This window comes from Streptomyces sp. NPDC038707, assembly GCF_040636485.1.
In the GTDB taxonomy this organism is placed as follows: Bacteria; Actinomycetota; Actinomycetes; order Streptomycetales; family Streptomycetaceae; genus Streptomyces.
In genome coordinates, this window is sequence record NZ_JBEZUP010000051.1 from 1 (window position 1) to 20,341 (window position 20,341).

Here is a 20,341-nt window from a genome sequence, read left to right on the forward strand (position 1 = left end):
TGAGACTTCGAACACCTCACCCAACGGCGCAGGGGCCCTGTCCGTTGCGGGCACCGAGGCCATCACTCGATCGGTGGCCCCGCTGAAAACGCTCATTGTATTACTATAGCGATGTGATTTTCTCTTTAGAGAAACACGGGGAAGTGCAGCGCGCCCGACCCGACCCGCGCTCGGCGCTGATCGCGCTGTCCATCACGGAGATCGCCAGCTGGGGGACGCTCTACTACGCGTTCCCGGTGAGCCTGCCGAGCATCGTGCGGGCGACCGGCTGGCCGACGACGGCCACCATGTGCGCCTTCTCGCTGGGGCTGATCACCAGCGCGGTGGCCGGCATCCCCGTGGGGCGTCTGCTGGACCGGTACGGGCCCCGGTGGGTGATGAGCTCGGGGTCGGTGCTGGGCTGCCTGTCGCTGGTGGCGGTGGCCACCGCGCCGAGGCTGGCGTGGTTCACCGCGGCCTGGGCACTGGTGGGGATCGCCCAGTCCATGGCGCTCTACCCGCCGGCGTTCGCCGCCCTCACCCGCTGGTACGGCCCCCGCCGACTGCGCCCCCTGACTCTGCTGTCCCTCGCCGGAGGACTGGCCAGCGTCGTCTTCGCCCCCGTGACGGCGCTCCTGGTGCGCCATCTGGGCTGGCGGGCCACGTTCCTGCTCCTCGCGGCCGTCCTGCTCGTCATCGCGACGCCGCTGCACTGGTTCTGTCTGAGGCTGCCCTGGCCCGGGACCGCGAGCCCGCGGTCCGGCACCGCTTTCTCCGACATACGGCCCGTGGTCCTCAGCCGGGAGTTCACGCTCCTGGCGACCGCCCTGGCGCTGGCGGCCCTCAGCCTGTACGCCACCACACTGAACCTGGTCCCGTTCCTGATCGAGCGCGGTCTCGACACCGCCACCGCGGCCGCGGGCCTCTCCCTGTGCGGGGTGGGGCAGATCCTCGGGCGGCTGGGCTACCCGACCCTGACCCGCAGAACCTCACCGCATCACCGGATGGCGGTCCTGCTGGCGAGCGGCGCCCTGTCGATCGCCCTCCTGGCGCTGGTTCCCGGGCCGGTGCCGCTGCTGTTCGCGGGGGCCGTGGCGACAGGCGCCGTCCGCGGGATGTTCACGCTGCTCCAGGCCACAGCCGTGAGCGACCGATGGGGGACCGGGCGCTACGCGACGCTCAACGCCTTCGCCACCGCCCCCGCGGCGGCTGCCCTCGCCGCGGCACCCGCGGCCGGGGCCCTGCTCGCCGCCGCCCTGAGCGGCTATTCCGGAGCGTTCCTGGTACTGGCCGTCCTCGTCACCTGCGGTGCGGGCCTCGCCTCAGCCGCGGGAGATGGGCGCCCCTAGCAGGCGGTATTCCGTAGCCCTCACCCCCAACTGAAATCGACTGCTTACATTGAGTTTTCCCATGACGTCCGTTATCACTCGCCGGAGCGTACGGGTTGAGACTCCGAGGGCGCGCGCCATGGCCTCGTCCTTCATTCCATTGGCGAGCATACGCAGGATAATGAGCTCACGCTCCGAAAAATCACCCAGATCGCCCTCGTCTTTAGCGATTTTTAGCGATGATTTTGCCACCCAACAGTAATCGAAGATCTGGCGCACAAATCGACTGACGCTCGGGTTGGAGACCTCCAGCTCCATGTCGTCGCCGTCCCGGCCGACCATCTGCATGTAGACGATGTGGTGATCGGCGAGGAGGACGCGGAAGGGCAGCAACGGGATCACCCGGACTTCCGCTCCGGCATCCTGGAGATCGCTGATGTGCGCCCGCCCGCCCGGAACGTTCACCATCGACTCCGCGCAGATGCACCGAATTCCCACGCTTCGCGAAGACGCCTCGCGTACGTACCGCAGCATCCCGCTGAAGCGATCCCGTTCCAGGTCCGCCGGGTCCAGGCAGAGCAGCACCTCGGTGCCGGCCGTGGGCAGAAGAGCGCTCCCGCGGGCGAGGTCCACCACCTTGCTGTCCGCCGTCCCCAGGGCCTGGTCCGGCTGCGGCGCGGCGTCGCTCACCAGCTCGGCGAGTGCCGCTTCCAGTGCTTCGAGGAGCTTGCCCTGATCATCCATCGCCTTCCGGTGGGCGGCGAGCAGCTCGGCGACCACGGCCTCGGTGTCCTGCCCTTGGCCGCCGGCGCACGGCAGGGACCACGAGCCTTTCCTGCCGGAAATCCGGTCGGCCGCACCCCTGCCGGCCCGCCCGTTCGAAATCCCGTATGCCGCTATTGATCGGATGGCCAAAGCGGCCACCTCCCCTGGAGCTGCGTGCGGCACCCTTGGCGCACTGGTTTACAGGTAATCCATGAGTTTAGCGGGCTGGTACATCCACACAAGGCGGTCCGACCCGCCTGGATGAGATGTCCGGAAATTTTCCACGCCGGAAACATCAAATGCGGTAGACGCAGTCCCCACTATCGTCCTGTTCGCGCGGCACGCCGAGGAAAATCCTTCAGCCGCGCAAGTGCTGCCGCGGAAGAGCCCCCGTCCCGTCGGACGATACGCCCCCATCAGCCGTCGAAGCGCGGGGCAGACACATCGCCGCCACCCCGGTCACCGCACACAGGATCCCCACATACCAAGGGAACATGCCGCCGTCACCGACGGACTTGAGCCAGGTGCCCATGTAGGGCGCCGTCCCGCCGAACAACGCCACGGCCCCGGCGTAGGGCAGGCCGATGCCCCGGCCGCGCAATTCCCTGGGGAAGAGCTGGGCGTTGACCGTCCCGGCGACCGAGGTGTACGCGGTGAGCAGGAACATGCCCGCACACTGCACCACGAGCACCGACCAGAACGACGAGGACAGCGCTGCCAGCAGGGGCACCGTGAGGACTGCGGCGGAGGCGCCGAACGCGATCATCATCCGTCGCGCGCCGACCCGGTCGCCGAGCAGGCCCCCGAGCGGCTGGATCAGTCCGAAGAAGATCAAGGACAAAGTGCCGGCCAGGACCGCGCTCTCCTTGTCGGCGTCGGCGTTCACGGTGGCGTAAGCGGGCAGGAACGTGGTCCACGTGTAGAAGGAGACGGTGCCCCCCGTGGTGAGGCCGACGACCAGCAGCGCCCGCCGGGGATGGTGTCGCAGGGCCGCGAACGCCCCCGAACGGGCCTTCGTACCGCTGTCGCCGGGTTCAGGCCGGAACGTCTCCTGGGCGGTACGGCGGATGACCAGTCCCGCGAGGCACAGCACGGCACCCCACAGGAAGGGCAGCCGCCAGCCCCACCGGTCCATGCCGTCGCCCGAGATCCACACGGCGCCCAGCGTGGACAGGCCGGCCATGATGTGCCCCGCCGAGGAGGCGACATACTGGAAGCTGCCGAACAGCGCCTTACGGCGGGGGCCGGCCGATTCGACGAGGAAGGTGACCGCAGCGCCGTACTCACCGCCGAGCGAGAAGCCCTGGAGCAGCCGGGCCACCACCAGCACGGCGGGCGCGAGCGGCCCCGCGGTCGCATAGCCGGGGGTCAGTCCGATCAGCAGACTGCCCAGCCCCATGAGGACGATCGTCACCAGCAGTGCACTGCGGCGGCCGAAGCGGTCGGCGTAGGCGCCCATCACCACCGCGCCGACCGGACGGGCGGCGAAGGCGACGGCGAAGATGGCGAAGCTGTTGAGCAGCGGTACCAGGGGATCGCCCGACGACTTGGGGAAGACGTCGTCGGCGAAGTAGACGGCGAGGAAGGTGTAGACGTACCAGTCGTGCGACTCGACGGTGTGTCCCACTCCCCCGCTCAGCAGCTGGAGCCAATGCCTCGTCCGCGGGGGTGCGGCGGCCGGATCCGGGTCTCTCAGTGCCATGCGCGGTTCTCCTCGGACAGGGCCGGCACGAGCTCCGACAACAGCTCCCTGGTGTGGGAGAACGGATAGAAGTGGTCGCCGGGCAGCTCCAGCAGCCGGAAGCCGCCGGTGGTGATCCGGGCCCAGGACCACATCAGGTCCCGCGGGCTCGCCCGGTCCTCCCTCCCGGCGAGGGCGAGCACGGGTGCACGCACACGCGTCACGGGCAGGAGCGGATGGGTCTCCAGCAGTCGGCAGTCGTCGCGCAGCACGGGCAGCAGCAGCCCCCGCAGCTCCGGATCGGCGTAGGCGTCGGCGTGCGGCTGGATGCCCATGCGGCGGGTACGGGCGAGCAGGCCGTCGTCGTCGAGCAGGTGCAGACCGGCGTTGCCGGCCTCGAGCGGGCCCTCGCGCGCCGAGACGGCGAGCAGTACGGGCTGCATGCCGTGGGCGCTCTCCAGCCGCACGGCGACCTCGTGGGCGACGACCGCGCCCATACTGTGGCCGAAAAGAGCGAGGGGGACCTCAGGGCCGAATCCCACGGCGATGGCGTCCGCGATGTCGTCGGCGAGGCCGGCCAGGCTGTCGGCGAAGGGGTCGGCCAGCCGGTCCTCACGTCCCGGATAGCGCGGCGCCCACAGTTCGGTGCCGTCCGGCATCTCCGGCACCCACGGGCGGTAGACGCCGGGCCCGGCGCCGGCGTGCGGAAAGCAGACCAGCCGGACGGCCGGGTCGGGAACGGTCCGGTGGGCGCGCAGCCACCGCGCCGGGTCGGCCCGGCCCGCCCTGGTCATCCCTCCCTCCCCGGCTCGGGCGATCGTGCAGCGGCCAGCGCGAGGTCCCGGACGAGGGAGACCGCCGCGTCGCTCTCGTGCAGAAAGAAGTGGCCCCCGGGCAAAGCTCGCGCGGTGAACTCCCCGGTGGTGTGGCGCCGCCAGCCGTCCAGGTCGGCGACCGTCACATACGGGTCCTCGGCGCCGACGAGCGCGTGGACGGCCGACGGGAGCGGGTCGGTCCGCCGGTACCGGTAGCTCTCGAACGCCTCGAAGTCCGCGCGCAGCATGGGCAGCATCAGCTCGAACAACTCGTCCTCATCCAGCACAGCGGGCGGCACACCACCGACTTCGCGCAGCCTTTTGCGCAGGTCCTCGGCGCTGCCGTCGCTGTAGCGGCGTTCGGTGCGCATCCTGTCGGGCGCCGGGTAGGAGGCGACGACGAGACAGGCCGGGGGTGCGGCGCCGAGCCGTCGCAGGACACATGCCGTCTCGAAGGCTACCAGGGCGCCCATGCAGTCGCCGAAGAGGACGTACGGGCGCGGGGGGAGTGTCGTGAGGGCCGCGCCGACCTCCTCGGCGATCCGGTGCAGGTCGTTCAGCGGCTGTTCGCCGAACCGGTCGAGCCGCCCCGGCAGTTGGATGGCGGCCAGCTCTATTCGCGCGCCCAGGGAGGTTCGCCACCGGTCGAAGTCCCGCGCGCTGCCGCCCGCTCGGGGCAGGCAGACCACACGGGCGACCGCGTCGGGCGCCGCGACGCTCTGTATCCAATCGGTCATGCCGTGCCCCCCCGGGTGACGCGGTGCAGGAACGCGCCCGCCGCCTCGACGGCCTCTCGTCCCTCGGGCAACACCGGGTGGTACCAGTGCCAGACGTGGAACATCTGCGGCCACTCCTCGAAGGTGACCTGTACGCCCGCCTTGAGCGCCGCCCGCTCCAGCGCCCGGGCGTCGTCGTAGAGAACCTCCTCGGAGCCGACCTGGATGAGCAGGGGCGGCAGGCCGGTCAGATCTCCGTACACGGGTGAGGCGAGGGGGTTCCTGGGGTCGGTTCCGGCCAGGTAGCGGGCGGCCATGCGGAGCAGGTCCTCGGTGTCGAGGAGGATCTCCCTGTCCCTGCGGGTGGTGTGCGACTCGCCCGCGCAGGTCAGGTCGGCCCAGGGCGAGATGCACACCGCGGCGGCCGGCAGGGGGTCCCCGGCGTTCCGCAGGACTTGGAGGGCGGCCACGGCGAGGCCGGCTCCGGCCGAGTCGCCGGCCAGGGTGATCCGATCCGGCGCACAGTCCTGGTCCAGCAGCGTGCGGTAGGCCGCCACCGCGTCCTGGACCGCCGCGGGGAAGGGCGACTCGGGCGGCCTGCGGTAGTGGAGGGCGAGCACCGCCGCGCCGGCTGCCGCGCCGAGGGTGCTGGACAGGTGGCGGTGTGACTGCGGCGAACCGAGGGCGTACGACCCACCGTGCAGGTAGAGCAGTGTCCTGCCGTCCTCCTGGGCGGGCCTTACCCACTCCGCGGTGCAGTCACCGATTGCGACCGTCTCCCCGGGCGGCAGCCCCAGGTCGCCGAGGGCGTCCTGGGCACGGTCGTAGGCGATCCGCCTCGGTTCCACATCGCCGGTGCGGGTATGCCAGTTGAGCTCGATCAGTTCCCGCACCAGTTCCAACTCCGACGACGCCATGCGCTCTCCGCTCAGATCTCTGTGACGGGCCGGACCGGGCGAGGCGGTACCGGCAGCGCGAAGTCCCGCTGCCAGAACCCCACGTCGTGCCAGTTCCCGTGCTTGAAGCCGGCTGCCTTCAGGGTCCCGCACGCGGTGTAGCCGAGGGCCTCGTGCAGCCGCACGCTCGGCTCGTTGGGCAGCCCGATGACGCCGACCACGCTTTTGAAGCCCTGGGCTTCCATGGATTTCAGCAGGTGGGTGTACAGCGTGGAGCCCAGTCCCAGCCGCTGGTGGCGGTGCGAGACGTAGACCGTCGACTCGGCCGTCCAGTCATAGGCGTTGCGGGCCTTCCACGGGCCGCCGTAGGCGATTCCGGCGACAACGCCGTCCACCTCGGCGACGAGCCACGGGTAACGCTCCCTCAGGTGCAACAAGTCCGTGGTCCATTCGTCGGGGGTCTGCGGCTCCGTACGGAAGTTGACCGTGCTCGTCTCGATGTAGTGGTTGACGATGTCGCAGACGGCGGTCATGTCGGCGACGGTGGCGGGACGGATGACGGCCGGGTGTCGTTCTGGGCTCACGTCTGGCCTTCCTTCGGTGTTCCTCGGTGCCGGATGGCGGTTCCTCACTTTCTACGTCCGCTCCAGCCCACGGAGCACGGATTCGGCCACCGATTCCAGGGACGGCGTCTCGAAGATCACGGCGAGTTTGAGCGACACTCCGAAGTCCTTGCGGATGCGCGAGACCACGCGCAGCGCCGAGATGGAGGTGCCGCCCAGGGAAAAGAAGTCGTCCCCCGGAAGGACCGGGCCGGTGTCCAGGACCTCGCTCCAGATCTCGGCCACCTGGCCGAGGACCTGCGCCCGCAGGCCGTCCGGTGCCCCACCGGGTGCGGGATCGGTGACCTGCGCGGGGACGGCCGGTCCTGCCGAGGCGCCACTCGACGGGTGGGGCAGCGCCTTGCGGTCGACCTTGCCGTTACGGGTGCGCGGCAGCCTCGGCACCAGCAGCACGGAGGCGGGCACCAGATGTGGCGGCAGGGTTTCGGCGAGGGCGCGGCGCAGCGCGGCGTCGGTGAGCGCGGGGTCCTTGGCGACCACATAGGCCGCCAGTTCGGTGGCATGGTCACCGGCCTCGTAGGGGACGACCGCGGCCTCACCCACGCCGGTGACCGCGGACACGGCCGCCTCGACCTCCACGGTCTCCACGCGGTAGCCGCGCACCTTGACCATGCCGTCCGCGCGTCCGAGGTGGACCAGCTGACCGGAGGCGTCCAGCCGGCCGCGGTCGCCGGTACGGAACTCCCGCGGCGCCGGCCTTGCCCCGGTGCCGGCATCGGTCCCGGGCACGGCCTCGGTGAGGGGCTGCGGCCCCCGGTCGGTCCACTGCGCCGGGTGCAGGTACGGGCTGCGGACGACGATCCGTCCGACCTGGCCGACGGCCGCCGGCCGGCCGGGCGCCGTCTCGACGCGGATGTCCACGCCGGGTACCGGCCCGCCGACCGGCACCGGGTCGGGCACCTCGGCGTCCGGCGGGAAGAGCCGGAGTCTGGTCAGACCCGTTTCCGTGGAGTTCAGGCCGACCGCGACGGTGGCGGCCGGGAACAGCCGCCGGGCAGCGAGGACGTCACTGCGGTGGACGCTCTCACCGCCGAGATACGCCAGGCGGACCCGGTCCGTCGCGCGTCCCTCGGCCACCGCGGCGGCCTGCCTGAGGAACGAGGGGAAGGAGTAATAGACGGTCGTCCCCGAGGTCTCCAGACGGTCGATCAGGTCGTGAACGCCGTCGCCCTGGAAAGAGTGGGGCACCAGAGCGGCGCCGTTCAGCAGCGCCATGTACGGGTTGGACACCGCGGCGACGAATCCGTCGGCGTTGATCAGGGTGACCCGGTCGTGGGGCCCGATGCCGAGCGCGGCGTGCCGCTCGATGTTCTGCCGCATGTCGGCGCGGTTCTGCAGGATGCCCTTGGGCTGACCGGTCGATCCCGAGGTGTACAGCGCGTACGCCCAGGAGTCCGGGTCGACGGCCGGGCCCGGCGCGCCGGGCCGCACCTCCAGGTCCTCCACCAGGATCACGGCGGCGTCCCCGAGCGGCCGCTCGGGACCGGCGGCATCGGTGACGACGACCGCCGCGCCGAGCCGGTGCAGCAGCTCCCGGTTGCGGGCCGCCGGATGGTGCGGGTTCAGCGGGACGTAGTACTTGCCGGCCTTCAGCACGCCCAGGCACGCGGCCAGCATCCACGCCGGGTCCAGCACCATCAGGGGCACGGGTTCGGCCCCTTCGCCCCTGGCGCCCAGCAGCGCCCGGGCGACGCTGTCGGCGCGGGCGGCGAGTTCACCGTAGTCGACCGTCTCCCGCGGCAGGACGACCGCGGGCCGGTCCGGTGCGGCCTTTACCCGCAGATCGAACTCCGTGACGACGGGGCAGGCCGCCGGAGGCCGGCCGGTCCGGTGCGGTGACGTGCCGGGTGTTGCGGCGGTCATGCGGTGCTACCTCCTCGTGCCTGTCCTGGCATGTCAGCTCGCCTCGTCCGTGGCGGAGAAGACCTTCGCGACGACCGGTTCGAGCTCGCTCCACTCCACGGCCGAGACCCGGCCGGCGTCCCACTGCTCGTCCATCCAGGCGAGCACCTCCGCGACCCGCGCATCGCCCTTCTCCAGCCGCAGACCGAGCCGCTTTTCGAGCACGAAGAGCAGCCCCGCCTGGCCGGAGTCCTTGGTGAGCGCGACGTCCAGTTCCCGGCCGGTGAGCAGCGGGGCGTTGAACGGCGCGTACATCCACCAGAACTTGTTCAGGCCGTCGGCGTGGATGCCAGCCCGGGTGACGTAGGCGTCGCGGCCGAAGAGCGGGTACTTCTGGGAGGGGCCGGCGCCGATGCCGTCGTAGAGGTCCACGAGTTTGTTGACCGCGGGCAGGTTGACTTGGGCGCCGGACCAGTACCCCATGCCGAGCAGGTGCACCATGACCGCTTCCAGCGGGGCGTTACCGGTGCGTTCGCCGGTGCCCAGGGTGGTCCCGCTGATCACGCCGCAGCCCTCGCGGATGGCGGCCAGGCAGTTGGCGACGACCAGCCAGGTGTCGTTGTGCGGGTGGAGTTCGATCTGCGCCGGGGTCAGGCTGAAGCCGCGCAGTAACCGGATCCAGCGGGGAATGCTGCGGGGCAGGGCGACGTCGTCGTAGGGCAGGCCGATGCCCAGGGTGTCGCAGACCCGGAAGCGCGGCTGGAGTTCGGCCGGGTACGGCTCGGCGGCCTTCAGCACCTCTTCGACCAGGGCACTGACGAAGTCCGCGGACGCGCGTGTGGTGTCCTCCAGGTGCACCCGGGGCCTGATGCCGTGGTCCAGGGCCATGGCCACCGCGTCCAGGTACATCGCCGCGGCCTCGGAGCGGCCGCCCGACCCGAACTTGTGGAAGGTGTGGTAGTCGGAGGCCGAGCTGAGCAGGCCGGTCTCCACGACGCCGATCTTCTTGATCAGCTCCACGTCCTCCCGGCGGGCCCGGATCCAGGTGGTGGGCTCGATGGGGGCGCCGTCCCGGTGCCGTTCCAGGGCGTAGATCAGGGCGTTGCGGTCGGAGTCGCGGTACGGGAAGAACTCGGCGTGCCTGATCGCCGTGGACTCGCCGGTCACCTCGCAGAGAATGTCGTAGATCTTGCGGCTGGTGTCCAGGGAGAGGGGCAGCCCGCCCTGCTGGCCGTCGCGGTGGGTGGTCTCCGACAGCCACACCTCGTGCGGCAGGGTGAGGGGCCGCATGCCCTCGTCCCAGGTGTACTGGGGGAAGGCGTCGCGGGGGAAGACCTCGGGGAAGTACTCGGGTTCCTCGGGGTTGCGAAGCGTCATCGCGGTTCACTCCCTGTGGTGCGGTAACGGGCAGGTGCGAGGTCCAGGCCGGTCACGAACTCACGGAACCGGCGCTCGGCCGTGGCGGCGTCCTCCGCGCTGCCGCGGGAGACGTTCGCGACCGTGAGCGGCTTGGCCAGTTCGAGGAACCGGACGACCTCGGACCGGTTCATGCCCTTTCCCAGGAGGTAGGGGACGCCCCAGAAGTCGAGGCCGTTGACGGGCATCCAGGCCGCGTTGACCACGGAGTCGAAGATCTGGTCGGCGGCGTCCAGGGCCTCGCGGGAATTCATGCTGCGGTGCGACCAGGTGTGGCCGTTGCCGGTGAGTTCGTACTGGGGCGCACGTACGTGGATGGGTGTGGCGTGCATGTAGTACCAGTGGTTGACGGCGAAGGTGTCCGGTCCCGCGGAGTTTATGAAGTCGATGGTGTTGCGGACCGTCTGCTGGCTCTCCCCGGGGAAGCCGACGACGAACGAGGCGTGGGTGAAGATGCCGCGTTTCTTGAGTTGTTCGATGCCGTACCGGTAGTGCGCGGTGGTGGCGCGTTTGTCCATGTTGAGCAGGACCTGGTCGTCGCCGGACTCGATGCCGAGCAGCACGCCGCGGCACCCGGAGTCGTACATCAGGTCGTAGACGTCGGGTTCGCGGGCGTGGCCGCAGCGGAAGTACGAGAACCACTCGATGCCGAAGTCGCGGCGCACCAGCATCCGGCACAGGTCCTTGAAACGCCGCATGGGGACGTTGAACGTGTCGTCGATGAAGGCCACGCGCTTGACGCCGAGGGCGGCGAGTTCCTCCAGTTCCCGCTCGACGGTGGACAGGTCGGCGAGGGTGAGGGCGCCGGCGCGCTCCGGGTAGTCGCAGAAGGCACAGTTGAAGGCACACGAGCGGGCGGTGCGGGTGGACAGCGTCGGGCCGAGGACGGCGGGATTGAAGCGGTTCCAGCGCACCGAGCAGGCGTTGAGGTCGTTGACCTCGGGGCGTTTGCGGGTGAAGGTCCACTCGCCGGCCGCCGAGCGCAGAAAGACGTTGGGTACGTCGGTGGGAGCGACGCCGTTCACGATGGCCGCGACCACCCCGGCCAGGGCCGATTCTCCCTGGGACTCCCAGATGTAGTAGTCGGCGCCGACCCGATCGAAGAACCGGTTGAGCTTGTCGCCGCGTCCCTCCCGGCACTGGTTGTCGACGAGCGGTCCGCCGACGATGACCGGCACGGTGGCGTTGTGCCGCCGGATGAAGCGGATGATCTCCATCACCGGGGCGGGCATCATGTAGAAGGTCGTGGTGATGGCGACCGAGGCGGGGTTGTCGGCCAGCAGCTTCACCAGCTGGTCCTGCTCGAAGGTGAAACTGTTGACGAAGTCGGCCGGGTGACCGTGCTCCTCCAGGTAGTTGACGAGGTAGAGGGTTCCCAGGCTCGGCAGCTCGGAGACCGTGTAGGCGTGGTCCGTCCCCCGGTCGGCGTTGCGCACCTCGCTCAGGGCGTCCATGTACGAGTAGTGGGCGCCGTCGAAGGTGATTTTCGTGCGGAGCATGCTGCGAATGGGGGCCGGGAGGTTGTCACCTCCGTGCTCGAGGGCGAGTTGCAGCTCGTCGCCGGACATGTCCGTCTCGTGGTATCCCACCACGATGCAGTGCTTCACCTCTTACTCCTCTCACGCTCCCGGCGTGACCAGGGCGGTGGGCCGACGCGGGGTCAGCTGATTGCGTAGGGAACAGTCACGGTCTTGGTGACCGTCATCTCGGCCATCGCGTAGCGAATGCCCTCCCTGCCGACGCCGCTGGCCTTCACGCCGCCGAACGGGATGTGCGGGGAGTCGAAGTGAGGTCCCTCGCCGAGGTTGACCGCGCCCACCTTGAGGCGGGCGGCGATGTCCCAGAAGCGGGCGCTGTCGCGGGTGAGGACACCGGCCTGGAGGCCGTAGGCGGTGCTGTTGGACAGACGCACCGCCTCGTCCGCGTCACGGACCCGGATCACCGGTGCCACCGGGCCGAAGGTCTCCTCGGTCACCAGCTCGGTGCCGGGCGGCACCCGGTCGAGCACGGCGGGACGCACCAGTGCCCCGTCACGCTCGCCGCCGGTCACCAGGCGGGCGCCGTCCCGGACCGCGCGGTCGATCCGGCGTTCCACCAGGAGGGCCGCCTCCTCGCTGATGAGCGGGCCGAGGTCGGTGTCGTCCTGCCGCGGATCACCGACGCGTTTGGCGCTCACGGCCGCCTCCAGCGCAGCGGTGAACTCGTCGGCGATCTCTTCCCAGACGAAGATCCGTTTGATGCCCCGGCAGGACTGGCCGGCGGTGGCGGTGGCGCCGTCGGCGGCCAGCCGGGCCGCGTGTGCCAGGTCGGCGTCGGGCAGCACGAAGAGAGGGTCGTTGCCGCCCAGTTCGAGCAGCAGGCGCTTGCCGGCCGCCCGCGCGGCCACGGCGTGGCCGGTCGCCACGCTGCCGGTGAAGGTGACCATGGAGACATCCGGGTGGGCGGCGAGCACCGGGCCGAGCTCGCCCGGTTCGCCGGTGACCACGGCGAGCATGTCCTTCGCGCAGCCGGCCTCGGTCAGCAGTTCGGCGAAGGCCAGCGCCGTCAGCGGGGTCTTCTCCGACGGTTTGAGCAGCAGCGGACAGCCGGACGCGAGGGCTGGGGCGGCCTTGACCACGACCTGGTTGAGGGGGCGGTTGAACGGCGTGATACCCAGCACCACGCCGACCGGCTCCGGCAGGGTCAGCGCCAGTCTGGTGCCGTCGGGCAGCGGGATGGACTCGCCGCGGATGCGCTCCGCCTCCGCGGCGGCCACCTTGAGGTTGCCGGCGGCCCGCGCCACCTCGCGCCTGGTCTCCTTGCGGCACACCCCCGATTCGGCCGTGATCAGGGCGGAGAACTCCTCCGCCCGGGCGGTCAGCAGATCGGCCGCCCGGGCCAGGACGGCCGACCGCTGCTGGGGAGTCATCGCGCGGCTGCCGGCGGCCAGGGCCGAGGCGGCGGCCGCCGCCTCGGCGGCACCGTCGCGCGGAACGGTCCCGACGGGCTCTCCCGTCCAGCGGTCGTGGACGGTGGTGCGGTGTCGGGCCGGCTGAAGTGCTCCGTTGACGAACATGACGACTCCCGTGCCGAGGGACTACGAGGGACGGAAAAGGGGCGGCGGCGGTCAGTCCTGGTCGCGCACGAACCGGGCCTCCAGCTCGGAGATCTTCGAGTACTCGAAGACCTCGAACAGCTCGGCGAAGCTCATCTTCAGGCCCATCTCGTCCCAGAACTTCTGGGTGGTTCCGGCGTCCCTGAGTTCGGCGAAGAGCTTGCGCAGCACGGAGGCCGCGGCCATCCAGCCGGACAGCGGATAGATCGCCAGGTTGTAGCCGATGGCCTCCAGCTCCTTGGTGGTCAACCAGGGCGTCTTGCCGCCTTCGACCATGTTGGCCAGCAGCGGGGCGTCGATCTCGTCGCGCACCCGCTTCATCTCCTCGACGTCGAGCATCGCCTCCAGGAAGATGCAGTCGGCTCCGGCCGCGACGTACTCCCGGGAGCGGCGGATGGCCTCGTCTAGACCCAGCGACTCACGGGCGTCGGTGCGGGCGATGATGGTGAAGTCCTCGTCCTCGCGTGCCTCGACGGCCGCCTCGATCTTGCCGATCATCTCCTCGGTGGAGATCAGGCGCTTGCCCTCCAGGTGGCCGCAGCGCTTGGGGTTGACCTGGTCCTCCAGGTGGTAGCCGACGATGCCGACCCGCTCGAACTCCCGGGTGGCCCGCCACACCGACATCGCGTTGCCGTACCCGGCGTCGGCGTCCATGATCACTGGCACGTCGACGGCGAGGACGATGTTCTTGGCGTTGGTGGCCTGTTCCGACACGCTCGTGAAGCCGAGGTCGGGGAGGCCGAGCATGCTCGCCGATGTGCCGGAGCCGGTCATGTGCACGGCCGGGAAGCCGGCCTGCTGGATGACCTTGGCGCTTAGGGCGTCGTACGCGCTGGGGACGACGAGGATCTCGGGCGCGTTCATCAGCTCACGGAAGGTGTGTGCCTTGGTCACGGCCATGTCTTCTCTCCTCAAAGTGCCTGTCGGGAGCCGGCGCAGGGCTGCGCCGACGGGTCAGCGGGGGGCCGGGAAGCCGTCAGAGGGCGGCCACGAGACCGGTCAGGGACTCGTGGAGCCTGAGGAGCTGGTTGTACTTGGCCAGGCGGTCGCCGCGGCGCGGCCCACCGACCTTGATCAGCTCCGCTGCGACGGCGACGGCCAGGTCACACATCGCGGTGTCCTCCGTCTCCCCGGACCGGTGGGACACCGCGAGCAGCATCCCCGCCCGGCGCGCGGCCGCGGCCGCGGCCAGCGTGGCGGTGACGGTGCCGGCCTGGCTGAGCTTGAGCAGGATGCCGTCCGCCCGGCCCGGTGCCACGCGCTCGGCGTCCGTGGCGAACAGGTCGTCACCGACCACCTTGGTGGTGTGCGGCAGCGATGCGCGCAACCGGGCCCAGCCCGCGTCGTCGGCCGGGTCGAAGGGGTCTTCCAGGAAGGTCAGCGGGAACCGATGGGCCAGCCGTACAAGGTGGTCGGCGAACTCGTCGGAGGCGAACTCCCGGTGGCCGAAGCGGTACCGGCCGGACGCGGTGCGCAGATGCTCCGCCGCCACGTCCACGCCGAAGGCGCAGACCCCGGTGTGGCCCGCCTCGGCCACCGCCTCCTGGAGGAGGCCGAGTTGCTCCTCGCTGTCCAGCGGCACCAGCAGGCCGCTGGAGGCCGAAAGGGGCACGGGACCGAAGCGGCGTTCGACTGCCTGGTGGGCCCGGGTGAACACCTGGTCCGCCACCTCGATGTCGGTGTGCAGGCGGCCGGTCGCGGGCAGCACCATCACCTGCTGGAAACCACGGGGTGGCCCGTCGCGGTGGATGCCGCCGGAGAACACGTTGACCATCAAGCGGGGCAGCCCCGGCCTGGTCACGCCGTACTGCTCCGCCAAGTGCGCGTGCAGCGGCAGATGCCGGGCGGCCGCGGCGGCCCGGGCATAGGCCAGCGAGACGGCGAGGGTGAGGTCCGAGCCGGCCTCACCGGCCTCGTACAGCTCGGCGAGCCGCTGGTCGCAGCCTTGTTGGTCGCCGACGGACCCGTCGATGAGCGCGGCCGCGAGCAGCGGCACGGCGACCGGGCCGAGCACCGGCTCCGGCCCGCGGTGCCGTTCCAGTCGGCCCGGGGCTATGGCGCGGGGCGCCGATCCGGTCCCGGTGTGGCCCGAGTCCAGGGTGACCTCGGCCTCCAGGGTCACCCGGGCCCGGGAGTCCAGGATGCCGCGCACCCGCACGGAGGTGATCGTCATCCCCTCCTCACCTCCCCTGCGGACAGCAGGACGGACAGCAGGTCGCTGGCGCGGTCCGCGCCCAGCGCACCGCCGAGCGCGGCCTTCTCGCCGAACTCCGTCACCGTGTCGGGGCTCAGCCGCGGGCCGACGGCGACGGCGGGCACCCGGTCGGGGCTGTGGATCCCCAGCTCGCAGGGTGTGGCGTGGTCACAGGTCACCACCAGGGTGTCGGCGGGGCCGAGGGCCGCGGCCAGCGGGCCGATGAAGTGGGCGTCGATGTCCTGGATGGCGCGAACCTTGTCGTGCGGGCGCCCGTCGTGTCCCGGCTCGTCCGGTCCCTTGAGGTGGATGAACACCGCGTCGGCGGGGTCGGCGAGCAGCTGCGGCAGCACCTGGCGGTAGTAGTCGGGTTCACTCTGGCCGCGGGCCGGCCTGGAGCGGGTGAAGCGGGCGCCGATCAGACGGGCCAGGCCACGTTCGGCAGGCACCTGCCCGTACATGGACAGGGTCAGCCCCGTCCGTTCGGTGAAGCCGGCGAGCCGCGGCAGGGTGTCCCCGGCGTCCCGCACCAGCAGCAGGTTGGCCGGTCGCCGGCCGAGCGCACGGCGCTGGGTGTTGACCTCGCTGCGCTCCATCACCTCGGCACTGGCCGCGACGAATCGGTTCACCAGCCGTGCCGTGGCCGCGGCGGCCGGGTCGTCGTCGCACGGGGCACAGGCCGCCGGGGTCGCCGACGGAACGTTCACGGGGACCCCGAACGGACCCCGGCTGACGAACCCCGGGTCGGTGTTGGTCACCTTCCCGGACAGCGGCACCGTGTCGCTGGTCAGGGCGAGGATGCCGCGGTGCCGTCCGAAACCGGTGAGGCGGAAGGTGACCTCACCGTCGCCCAGCGACACCTGCTCGACGATCTGGGTCACCAGCGCCGTCTGGTCGTCCTCGTCGAGGTCGCGCGAGGTGCGCCGGTCCAGCCGCCCGGTCGCCGGGTCCCAGCTGGCGAAGTTGACCCGAAAGGCCACGGAGTACCCGTCGGGCTGCCAGAAGTCCATGCCCAGCCCTTCCAGCGGCCCGCGCCCGGTGTAGTACGTGACCGGGTCGTAGCCGAGCAGGGCCATGGCGCCGGAGTCGGACTCGGGCGGCACGTCGGGAGCGATCACCTCCAGCGCGGCCGAGCGTCCACGCCCGGCCAGGGCGTCCAGATGGGGGGTGGCCGCGGAGCCGAAGGGCGTCAGTCCGCCCAGCTCCGCCACCGGCCGGTCGGCGCCGCCGCACAGGACGACGATGAACAACCGCCCGGCAGGACGCGGGTCAGCCGCGGATACGCTCATCGATTCCATACTCCTTGACGACCCTCGCGACGGCGGGCGGCACCAGGTGCTCCCACGGCTGCCCCTCGGCGATCGACCGGCGGACCCGGCTGCCGCTGATCGGTTTGTCGGCACGACGCCACATCACCTCCGTGCGCAGCCCGAGCTCGTGGAAGCGGCCGAGCTTCGCGTCCCCCCAGTCGTCGTAGACGGTGACCAGGTAGCGGGCGTCCACGGGGGCGTAGTGCGCGAGCCGCTCCGGGAAGCTGTGCGGGAAGGGCACGATGCGCAGGCGCTCGCGGGACACCCCGGCCTCGGTCAGCGCGCCCTCGACCATCAGGTAGCGCTCGTAGAACGTGCAGGGATTGGACTCGGGCAGGCCGCGCTCGGGGTCCGTGACCTCCTCGGCGGTGGTCCACGGATCGGGGTTGGTGATGCCCACGACGAGGGTGCGGCAGCGTTCCGCGCCTGCCATCAGATACTCCAGGTGGCCCAGGTGCAGGGGCTGGAAGCGCCCGTGGATGACGCCCGTGCCCGCGATCCGCGCGCTGTTCACCGGTCGGCCGCCTCTCCCCCGGGCGTCACGACGGTGGCGCCGACGGGCGGTGTCGTGACGAACCCGCGGAACCGGCGCGCCACTTCGGCGGGGGTGACCTTCGGCCGGCCGAGACCGTCCAGCGATCCGGGCCGGATCGGCAGGTGCACCAGGGTGGGGCCGTCCGCCGCCAAGGTGGTGGACAGGGCCGCGGACAGGTCGTCCAGCGACGCGCAGGCGTGTACCGTGCGGTAGCCGCAGGCGGCGGCCACGGCGGGCAGGTCGACCACGCTGGACAGGGTGCGCTGACCGCCGGTGGAGTCGTGCACACCGTTGTCCAGGACGAGGTGCACCAGATTGCCCGGGCCGTGGGCGCCGACGGTGGCCAGGCTGCCCAGCCGCATGAGTGCTGAGCCGTCCCCGTCGACGACCACGAGCGGCCGGGGCGTGTGCAGGGCGACGCCGAGACCCACGGTGAGCGCCGAACCCATCGCCCCCACCATGTAGAAGTGCTGGTCGCGGTCGTCGAGGGTGTACAGTTCCCGGCTGGTCTTGCCGGTCGTCGACACCACGGCGGCGGCCTCGGGAAGTTCGCCCAGCAGTCGTTCCAGCGCCGCGAACCGGGTGGGCGGGGCGGCGGACGGGCGTGGCCCGGCATGCCGTATCACCTGCCCGGTGCCGCGGGCGGGTGCCGCCTCGTCCAGGGGCTCGTCGGCGAGGATGTGCTGGGGCAGCAGGAAGCCGTACGGCAGTTCGCGCTGCCGCAGCGACGTGCGGCAGGCGGCGAAGGCGTGCCGCAGTTCGTCCGTCGTGCCGGGGACCATGGACCATTCCAGGTCGCACAAGTCGAGCAGGTCGCCGGTGATGCGGCCCATCAGGTGGTGCTGCGGCTCGTCCTTCTCTCCGGGCCGTCCCCGCCAGGTGGTGATCACCACGGCGGGGATGCGCGCCGGGTGCAGCAGCGAGGTGAGCGGATTGGTCATGTTGCCCAGTCCGGAGTTCTGGGTGATGGCGCAGCCCAGTCCGCCGCCCAGCCAGGCGCCCGCGGCGATCGCGGCGGCCTCTCCCTCCTGGGTGACGGTCAGGTAGCGCACCTGGGGGTCGCTGATGACCCGGTTGATCAGGGGGGTGAGGTACGAGCAGGGCACTCCGGCGACGGTGGTCACTCCGAGGCCGGTGAGCTCCGCCACCATGCCGGCCGCGGCGATCATCCCTGCACCGGTGCGAGGTCGGCGGGCTGCGTGTACCGGTGCTCGTCCTTCTCCAGGCTCTCGTAGTCGAGCAGGTTGAAGATCTCCTTGAGCGGGGCCACCCGTTCCTCGACCCCGAAGATGCCGCGGTCCGCGCGGATCTGCTGGCACACGTCGCGCATGGCGGAGAACGCGGCCCGCATGCTGTGGTTCGCCCAGATGCAGCCGGCGATGCCCAGCTTCGCGAAGTCGTCGAGGGAGGGGGTGTGATAGGTGGTCGGGGCGATCATGATCGGCGCGCTGCCGTCCCACTGCCGCATGAACTCGGCGATCTGCTGCGGGGTGCTCATCCGCGAGTGGACGAAGAGGGCGTCGGCGCCGGCCTCGACGTAGGCGTGGGCCCGGGTCAGCGCCTCCTCCATCGGCAGGTTGGAGATCAGCGCCTCGGTCCGGGCGACGACGACGAAGTCGGGGTCCTGCTGGATGTCCTTGCTGGCCCTGACCTTTCCGGCGAACTCGGCGACCGGAGCCAGCTGGTGGCCGTCCCCGAAGAACGAGTTCATCTTGGGGAAGACCTTGTCCTCGAAGCACACACCGGCCGCGCCGACGCGCTCCGCGCGGGCGGTGAAGCGGCGTGCGGTGTTGAAGTTGCCGTAGCCGGTGTCGCCGTCGACGAGGACGGGCACGCCGGGGGTGGCTTCCGTCATCGTGCCGACGAGCGTGAGCAGTTCCGTCCAGGACGCCTCGTCGCTGTCCCGGACTCCGCGCGCCGTGGACATGCACAGACCGGAGGCCCACAGCACGTCGAAGCCCTCGGCTACCGCGATCCGTGCGCTCAGCCCATCGTGGACGCCCATCAGCTGGCAGGTGCCGGGGGCGTGCAGCAGGTTCTTCAGCCGCCGACCGACGGAAAGCGGTGTGGCCGGACCGTCACTCATGGGGTTCCTCCAATGCGGACGTGCCTGTGGATTCGTGGGGGGAATCAAGCCGCACGGCCCTCGGCCGGCGGGCTGTCGTCGAGGAGCACCGAGCGGACGCCTTCCGCCACCCGGCGGCGCAAGCTCTCCTCCGACTCCGCGGACAGGAAGGCCCGGTGGGAGCTGACGATGACGTCGTCGCGTTCGAGCAGTTTGCGGGCGACCGGCGACTGGTTGGGGTCCTCCGGTGAGAAGACGTCCGAGGCGAACCCGCCCAGCCGCTCGTCCTCCAGCGCCCGCAGTACGCAGGCGGGATCCACCAGGGCACCGCGCGCGGTGTTGACGAGCAGGGCGCCCGGCTTGACCCCGTCCAGTACGGAGCCGCTGATCAGGTCCCGGGTCTCGTCGGTGAGCGCCGTGTGCAGGACGACCGCGTCGCTGCGTTCCAGGAGCTCCTCCAGGGAGCCAGCGGGTACGACGCCATGGCCGGCCATCACGTCGGCGTGGACGTAGGGGTCGAAGGCGAGCACCTGACCGTAGAACGCCTGCAGCTTGCGGGCGGTGGCGCGGCCGATGCGGCCGAAGCCGACGATGCCCGCGGACCGGACGGAGGTGCGGCGAGGGATGCCGCCCCGGTGGATGCCCCACCGGTCCGCCCGCACCAGGCGGTCCTGCACGCTCACTCCCCGTTCCAGGGCCAGCAGCAGGGCGAGCGTGTGGGTGCTGACCTCGTCGCCGCAGTAGTCGGGGACGTTGAAGCCGATGATGCCGCTGCGGGCGAGCAGGGGCGCGTTGAGGTTGTCCACACCCACGCCGCTGCGAGCGATGACCTTGCAGCGGGGCGAGACGGCTTCGACCAGTTCGGGCGTGACCTGGCACCGGTAGATGACGAGTGCGTCCGCTCCGCGCATATGCTCCAGGAAGCGTTCGCCCGAGGTGACGTAGGAGTCCTCGAACAGGCCGATGTCTATGTCGGTTTCCGAGCCGAGGACGGTGCGCTCGACGACGGCTAGAGCGGGGTCCGGCCGTCCCTCGGCGTCCAGGGCCCAGGCGGGGTCGGTGTAGACGACGCGCACGGATCT

At 70.9% G+C, this 20,341-nt stretch carries 18 protein-coding genes; 1 reads left to right on the forward strand and 17 read right to left on the reverse strand.

The window, feature by feature from the left end:
- The first annotated feature begins 143 nt into the window (after positions 1 to 143).
- A complete protein-coding gene (locus AB0E62_RS37410) occupies positions 144 to 1,328 on the forward strand; it encodes an MFS transporter (RefSeq protein WP_362204709.1) in 1,185 nt (394 codons plus the stop codon).
- Here the strand turns inward: AB0E62_RS37410 and AB0E62_RS37415 are convergent.
- The 17 genes from AB0E62_RS37415 to AB0E62_RS37495 form a co-directional block, all read right to left on the reverse strand.
- Positions 1,302 to 2,087, reverse strand: coding sequence for a helix-turn-helix domain-containing protein (locus AB0E62_RS37415; protein ID WP_362204712.1), 786 nt, complete (start codon positions 2,085 to 2,087; stop codon positions 1,302 to 1,304). The two genes, AB0E62_RS37410 and AB0E62_RS37415, sit on opposite strands and share 27 nt — an antisense overlap.
- 343 nt (positions 2,088 to 2,430) lie before the next feature.
- Positions 2,431 to 3,774, reverse strand: a complete 1,344-nt coding sequence (locus tag AB0E62_RS37420; protein ID WP_362204715.1) for an MFS transporter — start codon at positions 3,772 to 3,774, stop codon at positions 2,431 to 2,433.
- Positions 3,765 to 4,547 (reverse strand): alpha/beta fold hydrolase, encoded by a 783-nt coding sequence (locus AB0E62_RS37425; RefSeq protein ID WP_362204718.1) that lies wholly within the window; start codon positions 4,545 to 4,547, stop codon positions 3,765 to 3,767. Before AB0E62_RS37425 ends, AB0E62_RS37420 begins: the two co-directional genes overlap by 10 nt.
- Positions 4,544 to 5,305 carry an alpha/beta fold hydrolase gene (locus tag AB0E62_RS37430; protein ID WP_362204721.1) on the reverse strand — a complete coding sequence of 254 codons (762 nt, stop codon included), beginning with the start codon at positions 5,303 to 5,305 and terminating at the stop codon, positions 4,544 to 4,546. The genes AB0E62_RS37425 and AB0E62_RS37430 overlap by 4 nt, the downstream gene beginning before the upstream one ends.
- A complete protein-coding gene (locus AB0E62_RS37435; protein WP_362204724.1) occupies positions 5,302 to 6,201 on the reverse strand; it encodes an alpha/beta hydrolase in 900 nt (299 codons plus the stop codon). The genes AB0E62_RS37430 and AB0E62_RS37435 overlap by 4 nt, the downstream gene beginning before the upstream one ends.
- 11 nt (positions 6,202 to 6,212) lie before the next feature.
- Positions 6,213 to 6,764 (reverse strand): phosphinothricin N-acetyltransferase, encoded by a 552-nt coding sequence (gene pat, locus AB0E62_RS37440; RefSeq protein WP_362204727.1) that lies wholly within the window; start codon positions 6,762 to 6,764, stop codon positions 6,213 to 6,215.
- A gap of 51 nt (positions 6,765 to 6,815) precedes the next feature.
- On the reverse strand, positions 6,816 to 8,666 hold the full coding sequence (locus AB0E62_RS37445) for a non-ribosomal peptide synthetase (protein WP_362204729.1): 1,851 nt from the start codon (positions 8,664 to 8,666) through the stop codon (positions 6,816 to 6,818).
- Positions 8,667 to 8,699: 33 nt separating this feature from the next.
- A complete protein-coding gene (locus AB0E62_RS37450; RefSeq protein ID WP_362204732.1) occupies positions 8,700 to 10,022 on the reverse strand; it encodes a pyruvate carboxyltransferase in 1,323 nt (440 codons plus the stop codon).
- Positions 10,019 to 11,668 (reverse strand): PhpK family radical SAM P-methyltransferase, encoded by a 1,650-nt coding sequence (locus tag AB0E62_RS37455; RefSeq protein ID WP_362204735.1) that lies wholly within the window; start codon positions 11,666 to 11,668, stop codon positions 10,019 to 10,021. The genes AB0E62_RS37450 and AB0E62_RS37455 overlap by 4 nt, the downstream gene beginning before the upstream one ends.
- A gap of 53 nt (positions 11,669 to 11,721) precedes the next feature.
- Positions 11,722 to 13,116, reverse strand: a complete 1,395-nt coding sequence (locus AB0E62_RS37460) for an aldehyde dehydrogenase family protein (RefSeq protein ID WP_362204737.1) — start codon at positions 13,114 to 13,116, stop codon at positions 11,722 to 11,724.
- A gap of 51 nt (positions 13,117 to 13,167) precedes the next feature.
- A complete protein-coding gene (gene bcpA, locus AB0E62_RS37465; RefSeq protein WP_362204740.1) occupies positions 13,168 to 14,055 on the reverse strand; it encodes a carboxyvinyl-carboxyphosphonate phosphorylmutase in 888 nt (295 codons plus the stop codon).
- 76 nt (positions 14,056 to 14,131) lie between these two features.
- Entirely contained in the window at positions 14,132 to 15,328 is a 1,197-nt protein-coding gene (locus AB0E62_RS37470) for an enolase C-terminal domain-like protein (protein WP_362204743.1), read from the reverse strand.
- Positions 15,325 to 16,638 carry a CMP-5'-phosphonoformate--3-phosphoglycerate phosphonoformyl transferase gene (locus tag AB0E62_RS37475; RefSeq protein ID WP_362204746.1) on the reverse strand — a complete coding sequence of 438 codons (1,314 nt, stop codon included), beginning with the start codon at positions 16,636 to 16,638 and terminating at the stop codon, positions 15,325 to 15,327. Before AB0E62_RS37475 ends, AB0E62_RS37470 begins: the two co-directional genes overlap by 4 nt.
- A complete protein-coding gene (locus AB0E62_RS37480) occupies positions 16,619 to 17,173 on the reverse strand; it encodes an adenylyltransferase/cytidyltransferase family protein (protein ID WP_362204749.1) in 555 nt (184 codons plus the stop codon). The genes AB0E62_RS37475 and AB0E62_RS37480 overlap by 20 nt, the downstream gene beginning before the upstream one ends.
- On the reverse strand, positions 17,170 to 18,363 hold the full coding sequence (aepY, locus tag AB0E62_RS37485) for a phosphonopyruvate decarboxylase (RefSeq protein WP_362204752.1): 1,194 nt from the start codon (positions 18,361 to 18,363) through the stop codon (positions 17,170 to 17,172). The genes AB0E62_RS37480 and aepY overlap by 4 nt, the downstream gene beginning before the upstream one ends.
- Positions 18,360 to 19,280, reverse strand: a complete 921-nt coding sequence (aepX, locus tag AB0E62_RS37490; protein WP_362204755.1) for a phosphoenolpyruvate mutase — start codon at positions 19,278 to 19,280, stop codon at positions 18,360 to 18,362. The genes aepY and aepX overlap by 4 nt, the downstream gene beginning before the upstream one ends.
- Before the next feature lie 44 nt (positions 19,281 to 19,324).
- Positions 19,325 to 20,335 (reverse strand): C-terminal binding protein, encoded by a 1,011-nt coding sequence (locus AB0E62_RS37495; RefSeq protein ID WP_362204758.1) that lies wholly within the window; start codon positions 20,333 to 20,335, stop codon positions 19,325 to 19,327.
- Positions 20,336 to 20,341: the final 6 nt, after the last annotated feature.

What these genes read in the sequence shown, in the direction of transcription:
- AB0E62_RS37420 (WP_362204715.1), bottom strand. Translation starts at nt 3,774, where the DNA reads ATGGCACTGAGAGACCCGGATCCGGCCGCCGCACCCCCGCGGACGAGG.
- AB0E62_RS37425 (WP_362204718.1), bottom strand. Translation starts at nt 4,547, where the DNA reads ATGACCAGGGCGGGCCGGGCCGACCCGGCGCGGTGGCTGCGCGCCCAC.
- AB0E62_RS37430 (WP_362204721.1), bottom strand. Translation starts at nt 5,305, where the DNA reads ATGACCGATTGGATACAGAGCGTCGCGGCGCCCGACGCGGTCGCCCGT.
- AB0E62_RS37435 (WP_362204724.1), bottom strand. Translation starts at nt 6,201, where the DNA reads ATGGCGTCGTCGGAGTTGGAACTGGTGCGGGAACTGATCGAGCTCAAC.
- AB0E62_RS37445 (WP_362204729.1), bottom strand. Translation starts at nt 8,666, where the DNA reads ATGACCGCCGCAACACCCGGCACGTCACCGCACCGGACCGGCCGGCCT.
- AB0E62_RS37450 (WP_362204732.1), bottom strand. Translation starts at nt 10,022, where the DNA reads ATGACGCTTCGCAACCCCGAGGAACCCGAGTACTTCCCCGAGGTCTTC.
- AB0E62_RS37460 (WP_362204737.1), bottom strand. Translation starts at nt 13,116, where the DNA reads ATGTTCGTCAACGGAGCACTTCAGCCGGCCCGACACCGCACCACCGTC.
- bcpA (WP_362204740.1), bottom strand. Translation starts at nt 14,055, where the DNA reads ATGGCCGTGACCAAGGCACACACCTTCCGTGAGCTGATGAACGCGCCC.
- AB0E62_RS37470 (WP_362204743.1), bottom strand. Translation starts at nt 15,328, where the DNA reads ATGACGATCACCTCCGTGCGGGTGCGCGGCATCCTGGACTCCCGGGCC.
- AB0E62_RS37475 (WP_362204746.1), bottom strand. Translation starts at nt 16,638, where the DNA reads ATGAGCGTATCCGCGGCTGACCCGCGTCCTGCCGGGCGGTTGTTCATC.
- aepY (WP_362204752.1), bottom strand. Translation starts at nt 18,363, where the DNA reads ATGATCGCCGCGGCCGGCATGGTGGCGGAGCTCACCGGCCTCGGAGTG.
- aepX (WP_362204755.1), bottom strand. Translation starts at nt 19,280, where the DNA reads ATGAGTGACGGTCCGGCCACACCGCTTTCCGTCGGTCGGCGGCTGAAG.